This window comes from Myxococcota bacterium, assembly GCA_035498015.1.
GTDB lineage: Bacteria > Myxococcota_A > UBA9160 > SZUA-336 > SZUA-336 > VGRW01.
Genome location: DATKAO010000217.1, coordinates 30,033 through 43,228, shown reverse-complemented (window position 1 = coordinate 43,228; position 13,196 = coordinate 30,033). Strand labels below are relative to the sequence as shown.

Annotated in this window: 16 protein-coding genes; 8 read left to right on the top strand and 8 right to left on the bottom strand. The window is 70.7% G+C overall.

Annotated elements, in window-relative coordinates; translation table 11 throughout:
* Window positions 1-298, bottom strand: a 298-nt coding sequence (locus VMR86_19220) for a hypothetical protein (GenBank protein ID HTO09191.1), incomplete at its 3' end; no start/stop codon positions are given.
* Between VMR86_19220 and VMR86_19215 the strand changes: the two genes are divergently transcribed.
* The gene (locus tag VMR86_19215) at window positions 297-1,553 is read left to right on the top strand and encodes a parallel beta-helix domain-containing protein (GenBank protein ID HTO09190.1); all 1,257 of its coding nucleotides are present in this window, start codon (window positions 297-299) and stop codon (window positions 1,551-1,553) included. The genes VMR86_19220 and VMR86_19215 overlap by 2 nt on opposite strands.
* Before the next feature lie 9 nt (window positions 1,554-1,562).
* Here the strand turns inward: VMR86_19215 and VMR86_19210 are convergent, their stop codons facing one another.
* Together VMR86_19210 and VMR86_19205 are read right to left on the bottom strand one after the other, a co-directional pair.
* Entirely contained in the window at window positions 1,563-2,384 is an 822-nt protein-coding gene (locus tag VMR86_19210; GenBank protein ID HTO09189.1) for a phytanoyl-CoA dioxygenase family protein, read from the bottom strand.
* A gap of 31 nt (window positions 2,385-2,415) precedes the next feature.
* Window positions 2,416-3,702, bottom strand: coding sequence for a tetratricopeptide repeat protein (locus tag VMR86_19205; GenBank protein ID HTO09188.1), 1,287 nt, complete (start codon window positions 3,700-3,702; stop codon window positions 2,416-2,418).
* 75 nt (window positions 3,703-3,777) lie between these two features.
* Between VMR86_19205 and VMR86_19200 the strand changes: the two genes are divergently transcribed.
* The gene (locus VMR86_19200) at window positions 3,778-4,188 is read left to right on the top strand and encodes a GFA family protein (GenBank protein ID HTO09187.1); all 411 of its coding nucleotides are present in this window, start codon (window positions 3,778-3,780) and stop codon (window positions 4,186-4,188) included.
* A 1-nt stretch (window position 4,189) separates the two neighbouring features.
* On the opposite strand, the gene VMR86_19195 is transcribed toward VMR86_19200, so the two are convergent.
* Window positions 4,190-4,783, bottom strand: coding sequence for a DUF2238 domain-containing protein (locus tag VMR86_19195; protein ID HTO09186.1), 594 nt, complete (start codon window positions 4,781-4,783; stop codon window positions 4,190-4,192).
* 54 nt (window positions 4,784-4,837) lie between these two features.
* Here VMR86_19195 and VMR86_19190 point away from each other — a divergent pair, with 54 nt between their 5' ends.
* Both VMR86_19190 and VMR86_19185 read left to right on the top strand, forming a co-directional pair.
* Complete coding sequence (locus VMR86_19190) at window positions 4,838-5,287, top strand: hypothetical protein (GenBank protein HTO09185.1); 450 nt, start codon at window positions 4,838-4,840, stop codon at window positions 5,285-5,287.
* Between the two features lie 61 nt (window positions 5,288-5,348).
* Window positions 5,349-6,431, top strand: coding sequence for an MBL fold metallo-hydrolase (locus tag VMR86_19185; protein HTO09184.1), 1,083 nt, complete (start codon window positions 5,349-5,351; stop codon window positions 6,429-6,431).
* Here VMR86_19185 and VMR86_19180 read toward each other — a convergent pair.
* Both VMR86_19180 and VMR86_19175 read right to left on the bottom strand, forming a co-directional pair.
* Window positions 6,419-7,456 (bottom strand): glutathione S-transferase C-terminal domain-containing protein, encoded by a 1,038-nt coding sequence (locus VMR86_19180; GenBank protein ID HTO09183.1) that lies wholly within the window; start codon window positions 7,454-7,456, stop codon window positions 6,419-6,421. The genes VMR86_19185 and VMR86_19180 overlap by 13 nt on opposite strands.
* The gene (locus VMR86_19175; protein ID HTO09182.1) at window positions 7,453-8,082 is read right to left on the bottom strand and encodes a TetR/AcrR family transcriptional regulator; all 630 of its coding nucleotides are present in this window, start codon (window positions 8,080-8,082) and stop codon (window positions 7,453-7,455) included. The genes VMR86_19180 and VMR86_19175 overlap by 4 nt, the downstream gene beginning before the upstream one ends.
* Before the next feature lie 81 nt (window positions 8,083-8,163).
* Here VMR86_19175 and VMR86_19170 point away from each other — a divergent pair, with 81 nt between their 5' ends.
* The 3 genes from VMR86_19170 to VMR86_19160 are packed head-to-tail and all read left to right on the top strand — an operon-like array spanning window position 8,164 to window position 11,338.
* Window positions 8,164-8,781: a hypothetical protein gene (locus VMR86_19170; GenBank protein ID HTO09181.1), complete on the top strand. Its 618-nt coding sequence runs from the start codon at window positions 8,164-8,166 to the stop codon at window positions 8,779-8,781.
* A gap of 3 nt (window positions 8,782-8,784) precedes the next feature.
* Window positions 8,785-10,437: a sulfatase-like hydrolase/transferase gene (locus tag VMR86_19165; GenBank protein ID HTO09180.1), complete on the top strand. Its 1,653-nt coding sequence runs from the start codon at window positions 8,785-8,787 to the stop codon at window positions 10,435-10,437.
* A gap of 4 nt (window positions 10,438-10,441) precedes the next feature.
* The gene (locus tag VMR86_19160; GenBank protein HTO09179.1) at window positions 10,442-11,338 is read left to right on the top strand and encodes an alpha/beta fold hydrolase; all 897 of its coding nucleotides are present in this window, start codon (window positions 10,442-10,444) and stop codon (window positions 11,336-11,338) included.
* A gap of 1 nt (window position 11,339) precedes the next feature.
* On the opposite strand, the gene VMR86_19155 is transcribed toward VMR86_19160, so the two are convergent.
* Both VMR86_19155 and VMR86_19150 read right to left on the bottom strand, forming a co-directional pair.
* Entirely contained in the window at window positions 11,340-12,107 is a 768-nt protein-coding gene (locus VMR86_19155) for an SAM-dependent methyltransferase (protein HTO09178.1), read from the bottom strand.
* Window positions 12,104-12,760 carry a DsbA family protein gene (locus tag VMR86_19150; protein ID HTO09177.1) on the bottom strand — a complete coding sequence of 219 codons (657 nt, stop codon included), beginning with the start codon at window positions 12,758-12,760 and terminating at the stop codon, window positions 12,104-12,106. The genes VMR86_19155 and VMR86_19150 overlap by 4 nt, the downstream gene beginning before the upstream one ends.
* A gap of 45 nt (window positions 12,761-12,805) precedes the next feature.
* On the opposite strand from VMR86_19150, the gene VMR86_19145 reads away from it, so the two are divergent.
* Complete coding sequence (locus VMR86_19145; protein ID HTO09176.1) at window positions 12,806-13,183, top strand: hypothetical protein; 378 nt, start codon at window positions 12,806-12,808, stop codon at window positions 13,181-13,183.
* The last annotated feature ends 13 nt before the right edge of the window (window positions 13,184-13,196 follow it).

The following is a 13,196-nucleotide window of genomic DNA, read 5'->3' as shown; positions in this document are numbered from 1 at the left end:
CGGAGCCGAGCACGGGCACGATCAGCGCGCCCCGGGGAATGACTCGTCCGCCGAGCTCGAGTGACTCGCTGGCGAAGCGCTGGGAGCGCTGCGTCGGCGGGTCGAAGCGCAGCGCCTCTTCGACCGCCGAGGGCAGGAGCTCCGGGCGCGCGCGCAGCGCTGCCCATGCGCCGGGAGTCCGGGCCAGCGCAGAGACGGAATGCGAACACTTGGAGAAAGTTGCCGTGACTGTGATGCTCGCACGTTGACCCGGCTGCTCCGGCAGACGTAGCGTGGAGCCAACAGGAGGGAGTCCCATGCGCGTGTTCCTCGCCGCCTTCGCCGTGGCTTCGCTGCTCGCCGCCGCCGGCGCTTCGGCCAAGACCTTCACCGTCCACTCCGGTGACTCGATCCAGGCCGCCGTCGACCAGGCCAACCCGGGGGACACGATCAAGGTCTTCCCCGGCACCTACCACGAAGCCGGCGCGCCCTGTCCCGGCGACCCGAGTCACATGTGCGCCGTGTCCGTGACCAAGCCGGGCATCTCGCTGGTGGGCATGAGCAAGCCCAAGCGCTTCGACCCGCAGGACGACCCGGGCGACGACAACGACCCGGGCGATGACGGACCCGGCAAGGGCAAGCACAAGGGCAAGGCCAAGGGTCACCACGGCAAGCCGGACTCCGGCGCGGTGATCCTCGAGAACGCGGGCGGCCAGGAGCGCGGCATCAGCTTCGGCGCCGTCGACGCCGATCCGACCACCTGCGCGAACTCCGATGGCGTGCGCCTGGCCGGCGCTTCGGTCACCGGCTTCACCGTGAACGGCTTCGACGGCCAGGGCATCTTCCTGCTCTGCGTCGACGACTTCAGCGTGCGCTTCAACCAGACCAACGACAACGGCGAGTACGGAATCTTCCCGAGTCACTCGAGCAACGGCGTGGTGCAGTTCAACCTGGCCACCGGCTCGAACGACACGGGCGTCTACATCGGGCAGTCGCAGAACGTGCAGGTCGACCACAACCTGGCGCGCGGCAACGTGAGTGGCTTCGAGATCGAGAACTGTCACGACGTGCGCCTCGACCACAACGTCTCGACCGGCAACACCGGCGGCATCCTGAGCTTCACCCTGCCCTTCCTCGACGTGAAGCAGAACGCGGGCAACCGCATCGACCACAACTGGGTGCAGGCCAACAACAAGGCCAACACCTGCATCGATCCCGAGGACGCGGTGTGCGGCGTTCCGCCGGGCACGGGCATCCTCGTGCTGGCCGCCGACGACAACCGGGTCGACCACAACCTGGTGCTGAACAACGACTCGTACGGCATCGCGGTGGCGAACTTCTGCGTGGCGCAGCAGCTGCCCGACGACGCCTGCTCGGCGCTCGACATCGAGCCCAATTCCGACGACGCCCAGGTCGATCACAACGCCGTGTTCGGCAACGGCGCCAACCCGTCGCCGCTGATCCAGCCGGTGTTCGCCGTGGACCTGGCCTGGGACGGCACGGGCACGGGCAACTGCTGGTCGAAGAACGCGCACAAGACGCAGTTCCCCGACCAGCTCCCGTCGTGTCAGTGACTCACTGATTCAGCCGTCGTAGAAGAAGGGCGAGTGCAGGCCGAGCAGCGTGCGCTCGCGCGGCGAGCCGATGCGCTCGATCGCCTCGGGCGAGAGCTGGTTCACGTCGGCGGTCGTGCGGATGCGCTGCGCCAGGTCGCGGCGAGCGTAGTGCACCTGCAGGAACAGGCGGCCGGTGCCGCCGGGGCGCGCCGGCATGCCGCGGTGCCAGGCATCGGACACGAACAGCGCCACGTCGCCGGCGCGCGCGACCAGCGCCACGGGCTTGCGGCCCTCGTACTCGAGGTTCTCGTCGCTCATGCGGTCGAACGGCGGCAGGCGGCCCGAGCGGTGACTCCCGGGAATCACCGCGGTGGGGCCGCACTCGAGCGGACAATCGCGCAGATACAGGTGCGCGCCGATCGCGAACACGGGATAGGGAATGCGCTCGTCCCAGGGCACGCCCTCGGGCCGCGGCACGTGCGGGCCGGCGTCGCAGTGCCAGGGCCCGCCGCCGAACTCCGGCGGGTTCCACCAGGCGGTGTTGGCGATCACGTGGCAGTCCTCGCCGAGCAACGGCTCGATCACTGCCAGGATGCCCGGATGCCCGACCGCTGCCTGACAGACCGCCGAGCGGTTGAGCATCTCGTAGCGGAACTCGGAGCGGTCGCCGCGCCCGCGCTCGGCCGGGTAGGTCGCGAACACCGAGCCGATCTCCTCGGCAAGACGCGCCACGAGCTCGGGCTCGAGCACGCTCTGCACGACCGCGTAGCCGTCGCGCTCGAGCTGCGCGCTCTCCGCGGGCGCCTCGCCCCTGCGCACGGTCAGGTTGCCGCCGACTCGCTTGATCATGCGCCGATGCCACCAGAGCCGGGGCGCGAAATCAAGTGGCTCCCGAGAACGTGAGCGAGCCCATCAGCTCGTTCATGCGCTCGCGCGCGTACTCGCCCTGGCGCGCCTTCGGCACGTCGGGCGGCATGCGCACGATCAGCGCGATCTCGATCAGCACGTCGCCGCGCGCCAGATAGCGACTCACGCCGACCGTCGACGCGGGGGCGTCGGGCGGCAGCACGCGGTAATCCGAGGTGGGGAAACAGGGCGTGCCCTCGCGGTTCGCGACCAGCACCTCGATCAGCGGGCCCCAGGGGCCGTCGAGGTCGCGCACCACCATCTGGCCGGGCGGCACGGCGCCGGAGAGCGCGTCGATCTGGCGCAGCACCGCGTCGCGCACGAGCTCGGGGCGACCCTGCAGGGTCTTGGGCAGCTCACTGCGGACCACCGCCGCGAACACGGGGCGGAGCGGCCCGTCGGAGAAGCTGAGATAGTCGTCGCGTACGCCGCGCGCGGTGTCGCCGAGCTGCACCCGCACGTCGAGCTTGGCGATCGACGGCAGCTCCGGAAAGGCCACGCGCAGATCGCCGCTCGGGAACGCGTACGCGCGCGCCTTGCGCACTGAGTCGGCGTCGGGGTAGGGCAAGAAGCTGTCCGCCGCCAGGCCGTCGCGGCAGTGAGTCGCGCTGGTCCAGATGGAGCCGACTTCCTTCGCGGGCCGCCGGGGGCCGATCGCGTACGAGCTCCCGAGCTTCTCGAGCGGCCCTCCGGGCACGGGCGGCGCCTTGCCGAAACCACGCGCGCGGTAGTCGCGGATCCGGCCCATGAGGAAGTCCGAGCGCATGCCGAGCTCGTAGGCGCGCTGGAAGTCGGCGTACGCCTCGGCCTGCTTGCCCTGGCGCTCGTACTCGATCCCGCGCTCGAGATGGGCCTGATCGTAGTCGGGGTGCACGTCGAGCGCGCGCTGGTAATCGGCCAGCGCCTTGTCCGAGTCACCCGCGTCGGACCAGGTGTTCGCGCGGTTCACGTAGTCCTCCCACGGCTTTTGCGGCGAGTGCGCGAGCGCCTGGTCGAACGCGTCGATCGCCTTCGGCCAGTCGTTCATGTGCCGGTAGGTGATGCCGATGTTGCGCCAGGTCTGCGCGAGCGCCGGCTCACCGAGGTGACCCTCCGCGATGCAGCGCTGGAAGAGTGCGAGCGCGCGCGGGTTGTCGCCCGCCTCGGTCGCCTGCCAGCCCGCGCGGCAGAACGTCAGGTCCTCCGTCGCGGGCCGGGGCGGCTGCGAGACACAGGCGACGAGGCACGCGAGCGAGAGCAAGACGGAGAACCGTACGCGCATGGAAGGCCCGATCGTACAGGACACGCGGCGTTCGGATAGGATTTTCCGCGTCGGGGAAACAGCGGAGGACCGGCGATGAAGATCGAAGGCGGATGTTACTGCGGGGCGCTGCGCTACAAGGCGGAGGGCGACCCGATGTTCAAGGGTCAGTGTCACTGCCGCGAGTGCCAGTATTTCTCGGGCGGCCACCCGAACGTGATCGTGGCCATGCCGGCGTCGGGCTTCAGCTACACCAAGGGCTCGGCCAAGGGCTTCGCGCGCAAGGACCTCGCCAAGGCGGTCACGCGCGAGTTCTGCCCCGACTGCGGCACGCACATCCTGACGCGCGCCCCCACGGTGCCGGGCGGCGTGATCCTGAAGGTCGGCACGTTCGACGACCCGAACCTGTTCGGCGGGCCGCAGATGGCCATCTTCACCAAGGACAAGCAGTCCTTCCACACGATCCCGTCGGGCATCCCGGCCTTCGAGCGCGTGCCCGGCGGTTGAGTCACTCGCTGGTCGGGCGCCCGTCGCGGTACTGGAACAGCGCCGCGATCAGCGCGCCCACGAGCGCGAGACCCATGTCCTTCTGGGCGTCCCACTCGTCGCCCTGCGTGCCCAGGTACGCGGTGCCGGCGGACGGGTCCACGAGCGCGGCGACGAGCCACTCGAGGATCTCGTACCCCATGCTCCACAGGCCGATTCCGGCCACGCTGAAGTAGAGCTTCGCGAAGCGCCCCAGGTGCGGCGCGTTGCGGAAGCCGAGCTCGCGCATGGGCCGCATGAGCAGGAGACCGAAGGAGAAGTGGACCACCCGGTCGAAGTGATTGCGCGACAGCCCGAGCCCGTCCCGGAGCCAGTCGCCGAGCGGGACCTTGGCGTACGTGTAGTGCCCGCCGACCGCGTGCAGGACCATGAAGATGGCCATCTGCACGTAAGCGCGGTCCGAGAAGCGGAAGGAGCGGAACGTCGCGAGCAGCGTCCCCACGAAGGCGAACGTGAGCAGGTTCTCGAGCAACCAGTCACTGCGGTCGAGCGGCGTGACGGCGCACGCGGCCCAGACCGCGAGCCACACGAGGAAGCAGGCCGCTGGAACGGTCATGTCTTCCTCCCCCGGTCATTCTAGTCCGGCGTCCGCGGGAGTATGCTGACTGGGTTGAGCCAAGAACCCTACGCCCCGCCCGGCGCCGCGCTCGAGTCGGAGGATGCGCGTCGTGTGCCGCTCTACACCGTGAATCAGATCTTCGCCGGGGCCATCCTCGGCTCGCCCTTCGCGGGCAGCCTGTTCATGGCCCGGAACTACCGCGCCACGGGGCGCCCGGATGCGGCCCGCAGCGCGCTGCTGCTCGGCTCGATCGCGACCGCTGCGCTGCTCAGCGTGGGCTACGTGCTGCCGCGCGTCGGCTCACTCCGCTCGTTGCCGCTCCTGGCGAGCGTGGTCACGCGGGTGATCGCCCAGAGCGAGCAGGGGCAGCAGATCGAGCAGCAGCTGGCCGAGGGCCGGAGACAGCGGTCCTGGTGGCAGGCGCTCGGGCTCTCGCTGGGCATCGCGCTCGCGCTGATCCTGGCCCTGTTCGGCCTGGCGCTGCTGACGCCCGACCGATGACACAATTGGCACTACGTGTGCCATAATATTCACGCGGGCCGATGCCCGCATCGGAGGGGCCATGGCGCGCGTCCTGGGTTGGCTGGCGGGCTTGGTGGCTGCGCTCGCGCTCGCGTTCGCGATCGCCGAGCGCATTCCCGCGGTGCAGGATGCCGTGATGCGCGCGGCGATCGGGCACTTGGTGGCTTCCGACAACGACTCACTCTACGGCGATGACGGCTTGCGCGTGCTCGTGTGCGGCACGGCCTCGCCCCTGCCCCATCCGTCGCGCGCGAAGGCGTGCGTGGCGGTGTTCGCGGGCGGCCGCTACTGGGTGGTCGACACGGGCCCCGGCTCCGCGAACCGGCTGGGGCTCCTGCGGGTCGACCCGACGCGGATCGCGGGCGTGCTCCTGACTCACTTCCACTCCGACCACATCGGCGACCTGGGCGAGCTCAACCTGAACACCTGGGCCGGGGGCCGGCCCGAGGCGCTGCGCGTGTACGGCCCGCCCGGCGTGGAACGGGTGACTGCCGGCTTCAACGAGGCCTACGCGCTCGACACCAGCTACCGGGTGCTGCACCACGGCGCCGATTTCATGATCCCCGAACGCGAAGCGCTGGTGCCGCAGCCGATCCCCGGCCCGGCCGAGACCGGCGCGCCCGTGGTGGTGCTCGAGGAGAACGGGCTGCGGATCACCGCCTTCCGCGTGAAGCACGACCCCGTGAAGCCCGCCTACGGCTATCGCTTCGACTACAAGGGCCGCTCGGTGGTGGTGAGTGGAGACACCGCAAAGAGCGACTCACTCATCGCCGCGGCCAAGGGCGCCGACGTGCTGCTGCACGAGGCCCAGGCCAATCACCTGGTGGCGATGATCGGCGAGGCGGCCGCGGCCCACGGCCGGCCGCGCGTCGCGAAGATCATGCACGACATCCCCTCGTACCACACCTCGCCCGTCGAAGCCGCGGAGAGCGCGAACGAGGCAGGGGTGAAGCTGCTCGTGCTCTACCACCTGACGCCCTCCCCGCGCTTCGGCGTGATGGAGCGGGTGTTCGTGCGCGGCGTGGCCGACGTGCGCAAGGGCGACTGGACGCTGGCCGACGACGGCCTCTTGATCGAGCTGCCGGCAGGCTCCGCCGAGGTGCGGACGAGTCAGCTGGAGTGAGCGAACAGCGTTTCGAGGCCCGTCCCGGCGAGTGACTCGTCGGCGGCGCGCCGGTCCGCGGGCGAGAGCGCCGCGCGCTCCTCGCGCAGCCAGCCGAGACACTTGCCCTGGTACGGGAACGGCCGCTGCACCCAGGGCCGGCCGTCGATCTCGCACTCGACCCGCTCGGCGCCGCGCGCCAGCGCCGCCGCGTTGGCGAGCAGGAACGGCGCGTAGACGCGGCCCGCCTCGGCCAGCAGCGCGCGAAACGAGGCCGGCACGGCGTCGCGCCGGATCCAGCCGTCGTCGCGCGGCTCGACGCCCGACAGGTCTTCCACGAAATCGACCCAGGCGACCACGCGCGGCGCCTCGGCGAGCGCGATCGCCGCGGGCGTGGGGTCGAAGCCGACGAGCTGCGTGAGCTGGCCGTAGATCGCGAAGTCACTCGCGCCGGGGCGCGCGCCCATCACGAAGCGCGACTCGCCGAGCCGCGCGTCGAGCAGCGCCAACAGCCGGTGATAGCTGGCCTCGATCAGCGCGCCGGTGCTCTCGTTCGAGCCCACGACCCAGAGCCGGTCGATCTGGCGCTTGGCGAACACGTCGCCGAGCTCGCGGGCCTGTGACTCGGGCTGGGCGGTCTGGCCCCAGCGCGGCAGGATGGCCGAGGCGCGGGCGATGTCGGCCGGATAGGCCCAGCGGTAGTGGAACATGGCCTTGGTGAGCCACTCGTCGGCGTAGTCCTCGAGCAGCGAGTCGAGGAAGGCGACGACGGGATCGGGCGGCACGAGCGAGCGGCCGGGGTACTCGCGCTCGAGCGCGCGCAGGAGCGGCGTCGAGTCGGTGCGCGCCTCGAGCGCGCCGCCCGGGCCCGTGGGACCGACCAGCTGCGGCAGGAGCTGCACCTTGGGCTGCGGCAGTCCGCGGCCTTCGAGCGAGCGCTGCAGCAGCCACAGATGGGGGATGCGCCGGTAGCGCAACGCCGCGCGCAGCTTGCGGCTGTAGGGCGAGCCCGGCATGCCGACGATGCGCAGCGGCTCGGCGCTCACTTCGGGCGCCTGCGCCGGCGAGTCACTTCCAGATCCGCCAGCAGCGCGAGCGCCACGGCCCGGAACGCCTCGGTCGCGCGCTCGCGCGACAGGCGCTGGTCGCGGCGCATGCGCTCCCAGACTTCGAACGAGAGCACGGCCTCGAGCGCGTCGAGCAGCGCGTCGGGCGCAGCGGCGAGCTCAGGCAGACCGCGCAGCAGCCGCTCGCGCAGCTCGCGCACCACGGCCGCGTGCTGGCGCTGCAGGAACACCGATCGGTGTCGCACGATCTCGCCCGCGCGCTTGTACGGCGACAGCGCCTCGAAGAAGGCGCTGCGGTGGCGCACGATCGCGAGCGCGCGCTCCTCGAGCGCGCCGGTCGCGGGCGGGTCCCGCAGCAGCGGCAGCGCGGCCGCCTGCACGCGGTCGTTCAGCTCCGCGTAGAGCGACTCCATGTCCTCGAAGTGGCGGAACACGCTGCGCAGCCCCACGCCCGCTTGCGCCGCGACCTGCTGGGCGGTGGGCTGCGGGTTGCCCGCCCCGATCAGCTCGAAGAAGGCGGTCACGATCGCGTGACGGCTGCGCTCGCTGCGCAGCGCGCGGCCGTCGATGGTCGCGCTGACACGCGCGGAGATACGCACGGGCATGCCCGATTCTGACATGGCCGGCGCCGGGGGAGCAAGACGCTTTCGCTTCAATTCTGACATTACAAATGTCACAATTTGGCCATGACGACGCTGGCGATCTGGCTCGGGGCGGCTCTGCTCTACGGCGCGTTCTGGACCTGGTACGTCGGCTTCCGGCCGCGACTCACTCCGGCGGAGGTCGAGCGCTACATGGCGAGGCTCCCGGCCGAGACGGCCGAGCCCGAGCGGCGCGAGCGCATGCGCGGCTTCCTCGCGGCCGACGACGGGCGCGAGTTCTTCATGGTGAACCTGATCCGGCTGCAGCCCGAGCCGGTGAGGCCGCCGGGCGGCGGCGAGCCGGCGTCCGCTGCCGAGGTGCTCGCGGGCTACACCGGCCCCTTCCTGCGCGCGCTGTTCCGGCGCGGCGGCCATCCGGCGCTGGGCGGGCGCGCCGCGGCCGGGTATCTCGAGGAGTGGGGTGTCGAGAAGAACCCCGGCTGGACCATGTCGGGCATCATCCGCTACCGCAGCCGGCGCGACCTGATCGAGCTCGCGAGCGCCCCCCAGTTCGCGCCGATCCACGTGTTCAAACGGGCGGGCATCGCCAACACGTTGGCGTTTCCGATTGCGCCGGCGCGGCTGTTCTTCTCGCCGCGCGTGGTGGCCGCGCTCGCGCTCGCGCTCGCGGCCTCGCTCCTGACCCTCGCCGTGAGAGGCTGACTCATGCGCCGCTTTCTCGCGGGCGCAGCGCTCGTGTTGCTGGGGCTCGGCGCCGCCGCCTGGGCGTCCCGCGAGTATCTCATTTTGCACGGTCCGGGCTGGCTCGCGCGGCTGCGCGACCCGGTCGGCCCGTTCCACCCGGTGACCTGGGCCGCCGGGCCGTCCGCGCCCGCGCCCGGCGCGCGCCCGCCGAACATCGTGGTGATCGTGGCCGACGACCTCGGCTACAACGACCTCACTTTCGCGGGCGGCGGCGTGGCCGGCGGCGCCGTGCCCACGCCGCACATCGACTCACTCGCCAGGGACGGCGTGGAGTTCACGCGCGGCTACGCGGGCAACGCCACCTGCGCGCCCTCGCGCGCGGCGCTCATGACCGGCCGTTTCGCGACCCGCTTCGGCTTCGAGTTTACGCCCGCGCCCAAGGCATTCATGCGGCTCGTGGCTCACTTCAACGACAAGTCACCGCGCCCGTTCCACTACTACGACGAGCGCGAGAAAGACGTGCCGCCGCTCGCCGACGAAGGCATCCCCCCGGGCGAGATCACGCTCGCGGAGCTCCTGCACGGCCATGGCTACCACACCATGGGCCTGGGCAAGTGGCACCTGGGCGAAGCGCCCGCCATGCGTCCCGAGAAGCGCGGCTTCGACGAGTATCTCGGCTTCCTGGCGGGCGCCTCGATGTTCCTCGACCCCGACGACCCGAACGGCGTCGGCTCACAGCAGGACTTCGATCCGATCGACAAGTTCCTGTGGGCCAACCTGCGCTTCGGCGTGCGCTGGAACGGCAGCCCGCAGTTCGCGCCCGACCTGTACATGACCGACTACCTGTCGCGCGAGGCCTCGCGCGCGATCGAGGCCAACAAGAACCGTCCGTTCTTCCTGTATCTGGCCTACAACGCGCCGCACACGCCGCTCCAGGCCACGCGCGCCGACTACGACGCCCTGCCGCCGATCCAGCCGCACCGGCTGCGTGTGTACGCCGCCATGATCCGCGCGCTCGACCGCGGCGTGGGCCAGGTGCTCGACGCGCTGCGCGCCAACGGCCTGGAAGAGAACACGCTGGTGCTGTTCGTGAGTGACAACGGCGGCGCGAACTACATCGGCCTGCCCGACATCAACAAGCCCTACCGCGGCTGGAAGCTCACGTTCTTCGAGGGCGGCGTACACACGCCGTTCTTCGCCCGCTGGCCCGCGCGCCTGCCGCGCGGGGTGAAGTACGACGAGCCCGCGGCGCACGTCGACGTGTTCGCCACCGCGGCGGCCGCCGCCGGCGCGCCGCTGCCGGCGGATCGCGTGATCGACGGCGTGGACCTGGTGAAGCGCGTGCGCGGCGAGCCCGACTCACGCCAGCGCGACGCCATCTACTGGCGTTCGGGTCACTACCGCTCGATCCTGTCGCACGGCTGGAAGCTGCAGAGCTCCGAGCGGCCCGAGAAGATCTGGCTGTTCGACCTCTCGAACGATCCGACCGAGCAGAAGAACCTGGCCGACGCGCAGCCCGAGAAGGTCGCCGAGCTCATGGCCAAGCTGGGCGAGCTCGACTCACAGATGGCGAAGCCCATCTGGCCGGCGCTGATCGAGGGCCCGACCGCCATCGACCACAGCCTGGCCGAGCCGTGGCAGGACGACGACGAGTACGTGAACTGGGCAAACTAGGGCCATGATCGGCGCAGGCGAGACCTTCGACGGCACCTGGCCCTTCCGCCCGCACTTCTACGACGGCGCGGGCTTCCGCATGCACTACGTCGACGAGGGCGCGGGCGACCCGATCGTGTGTCTCCACGGCGAGCCGACCTGGGGCTACCTGTACCGGCGCTTCATCCCGCGGCTGGCGAAGCTCGGGCGCGTGATCGTCCCGGACCACATGGGCTTCGGCAAGAGCGCGACGCCGCAGGAGCGCGAGTACTCGATCCGCGCGCACATCGACAATCTCGACTCACTCCTGGGTCACCTGAAGCTCGAACGGATCACGCTCGTGGGTCAGGACTGGGGCGGCCCGATCATGAGCGGCTGGGCGCTGCGCCATCCCGAGCGCGTGCAGCGGCTCTGCTACATGAACACCGGCGTGCCCGGCCGCGCGCCCGCGGGCACGCGCCGCGTGCAAGACCTGCCGTGGTACCAGTGGGCGCACGGCCCGGCGAGTGAGCCGGTGCTGTCGAACCTGGGCTCGACGATCCTGTCCGTGATGAAGCGCATCGGCTTCGAGCGCGCCGATCACGTCGACGAGACCTGGGTGCGCGCGTACGCGTCGGCCTTCCCGACCCCCGCCGACTGCAAGGGCGCGCTCCAGTTCCCCAAGAACATCGGCACGCCCGAGACGGTGGCGGCGATCCTGGAGCACGTCGCGAACCTGCCGCAGCTCGCGGCGAAGCCCGCCATGTACGTGCACGGCGAAGCCGACCGCGCGATCCCCACCGAGCTGTCGGTCGGCGCCTTCCGCTCGATCTGGCCCAAGGGGCCGGTGGTCACGCTGCCGGGCGTGGGTCACTTCATCCAGGAAGACGCGCCCGAGACCGCCTGCGCGCTGATCGAGCAGTTCATCCAGATGACGGCGTGAGTCAGGGCTTCACGAAGCGCAGCATGAAGCGGTCGCTCGTGCCGCGCTTCTCGCCCGCCACACGCGGTGACGTGCTCCAGCTGTGGTCGTCGGCGGGATTGCGCAGGGCGGCCGAGGCGCCGGCGAGCTTGAAGCCGGCCTTCTCCACCTCGGCGATCAGGAAGTCCTCGTTGATGCGGTGGAGCTGCAGTGACTCGTCGCCGGCGCCCGGCTTGGCGGCGTGGTCCACGATGCCGTAGACGCCGCCGGGGCGCAGCGCGCGCAGCACGATGGCGTTGATCTTTTCGCGGTCGAGCTTCTGCAGCACCCAGTCGTGGTAGTTCATGTTGACCACGACCGCGTCGAGCGACCCGTCGGGCGCGAGCTGGAAGTCGGCGTCGCTGGTGTTCTGGTGCACCGGAATCACCACGTGCACGAGCGCGGGCGAGGCCACGCGCCGGGTCCAGGCGTCTTCGATCTGCTTCAGCTCGGGCGGAAAGATCGGCTCCTGCGAGTAGACCTTGCCGCCCGCGCCCACCACGCGGGCCAGGAGCTCCGTCGTGTAGCCGCCGCCGGCCCACAGGTCGGCGACCTTCATGTTCGGGCTGATGCCGAAGAAGGCGAGCATCTGCGCAGGCTGGCGCCCGGCGTCGAGCGCCTTGTCGGCGTCGGGCCGGTCGGAGGCGGCGACCGCGTCGCGGATCGGCCCGGGAATCTCGGCCGGCTTGAACGCGGCTGACTCGCTGATCGCCATCGCCGCGAGAAACACGGCCGCCAGGAAGCCCTTCATGCGCGCACCCTCTCCTTCAAGCCGTGCTGCCGGAGGCGCCAGACCAGGAGCTCGATTCGATCCTGGCCGAAGAAGGGCTCGCCCCGGAAGGCCATCGTGGGCACGCCCCAGTGACCCGCCGCCTGGAGCGCGTTCTGGTTCTCTGCGATCACGGCGTCGAGCCGCTCCGCCTCGCGCGCGGCCACGGGATCCATCTCGGCCAGGTCGCAGCCGGCGCGCTTGGCGGCCTCGGCCAGGTGACTGCCTTCGTTCCAGCCGGCGGTGCCGCCGAAGATCACGCGCGAGACCTCGCTGATGAACGGCAGGCCGCGCCCGCGCTCGGCCGCGAGCGCCCCCAGCCGCGTGAGCCGGTAGATGTAGGGCTGCTCGGCCGCCACCTTGCGCGAGGGGAACTCCTGAACGATCGGGTCGGGCCGCGGCCAGGCGTACGGCATGCCCAGTGACTCGGCGATGCGCACCGTGTCGCGCAGCAGGTACATCGGGAAGAGCGGGTTCACCCGGTCGAAGAAGCCCTCGACCCGCACCGCGAGCGGCAGCACCGGGCGCACGTGGATCGCGAGGTCGTAGGTCTTCTCGAGCTCCACCAGGCGCGGCGTGGCGAGGTACGAATAGGGGCTGCGGAACGACCAGAAGACGTCGAGCTCGAGCGTCATGGGACCCATGGTCTCAGACCCCGCGCGCAATGTCAGAATGCGGCGATGGAACCACGAAGCTTCGTCCTCGCCGTGGGCGCCGCCGCGGCGCTGTCTTGCAGCGCCATGCAGCCCAAGCCGTACGCGTCGGACTCCGAGTTCAAGAGCTACATCGCCGGGCTGGGATTGGCGGGAGTCACCGCGCAGGCAGCCACCGCGCGCCTCGAGGGCGAGGGCTTCGCGTGCAACACCTCCGACAAGGTGATCGCGGGCGCGCCGCAGGAGATCGTGTTCCTGTGCCGGCGGACGGCGTCGGAGGTCGGCTGCAGTCAGACCCAGACCGTGGTCATGCAGCTCGACTGGGTCGGCACGCCGCGCGTCGAGCTCGCACCGGGCATGCGCATCAAGAGCCTGGGCAACGTGCTCGACAAGACCTGCAAGTAGAGTGAGAGGCCCA

Bases quoted from the DNA above. Each gene is read 5' to 3' on its own strand.
- VMR86_19215 (HTO09190.1), top strand. From the start codon at position 297: ATGCGCGTGTTCCTCGCCGCCTTCGCCGTGGCTTCGCTGCTCGCCGCC.
- VMR86_19210 (HTO09189.1), bottom strand. From the start codon at position 2,384: ATGATCAAGCGAGTCGGCGGCAACCTGACCGTGCGCAGGGGCGAGGCG.
- VMR86_19205 (HTO09188.1), bottom strand. From the start codon at position 3,702: ATGCGCGTACGGTTCTCCGTCTTGCTCTCGCTCGCGTGCCTCGTCGCC.
- VMR86_19200 (HTO09187.1), top strand. From the start codon at position 3,778: ATGAAGATCGAAGGCGGATGTTACTGCGGGGCGCTGCGCTACAAGGCG.
- VMR86_19195 (HTO09186.1), bottom strand. From the start codon at position 4,783: ATGACCGTTCCAGCGGCCTGCTTCCTCGTGTGGCTCGCGGTCTGGGCC.
- VMR86_19185 (HTO09184.1), top strand. From the start codon at position 5,349: ATGGCGCGCGTCCTGGGTTGGCTGGCGGGCTTGGTGGCTGCGCTCGCG.
- VMR86_19175 (HTO09182.1), bottom strand. From the start codon at position 8,082: ATGCCCGTGCGTATCTCCGCGCGTGTCAGCGCGACCATCGACGGCCGC.
- VMR86_19170 (HTO09181.1), top strand. From the start codon at position 8,164: ATGACGACGCTGGCGATCTGGCTCGGGGCGGCTCTGCTCTACGGCGCG.
- VMR86_19165 (HTO09180.1), top strand. From the start codon at position 8,785: ATGCGCCGCTTTCTCGCGGGCGCAGCGCTCGTGTTGCTGGGGCTCGGC.
- VMR86_19160 (HTO09179.1), top strand. From the start codon at position 10,442: ATGATCGGCGCAGGCGAGACCTTCGACGGCACCTGGCCCTTCCGCCCG.
- VMR86_19155 (HTO09178.1), bottom strand. From the start codon at position 12,107: ATGAAGGGCTTCCTGGCGGCCGTGTTTCTCGCGGCGATGGCGATCAGC.
- VMR86_19150 (HTO09177.1), bottom strand. From the start codon at position 12,760: ATGACGCTCGAGCTCGACGTCTTCTGGTCGTTCCGCAGCCCCTATTCG.
- VMR86_19145 (HTO09176.1), top strand. From the start codon at position 12,806: ATGGAACCACGAAGCTTCGTCCTCGCCGTGGGCGCCGCCGCGGCGCTG.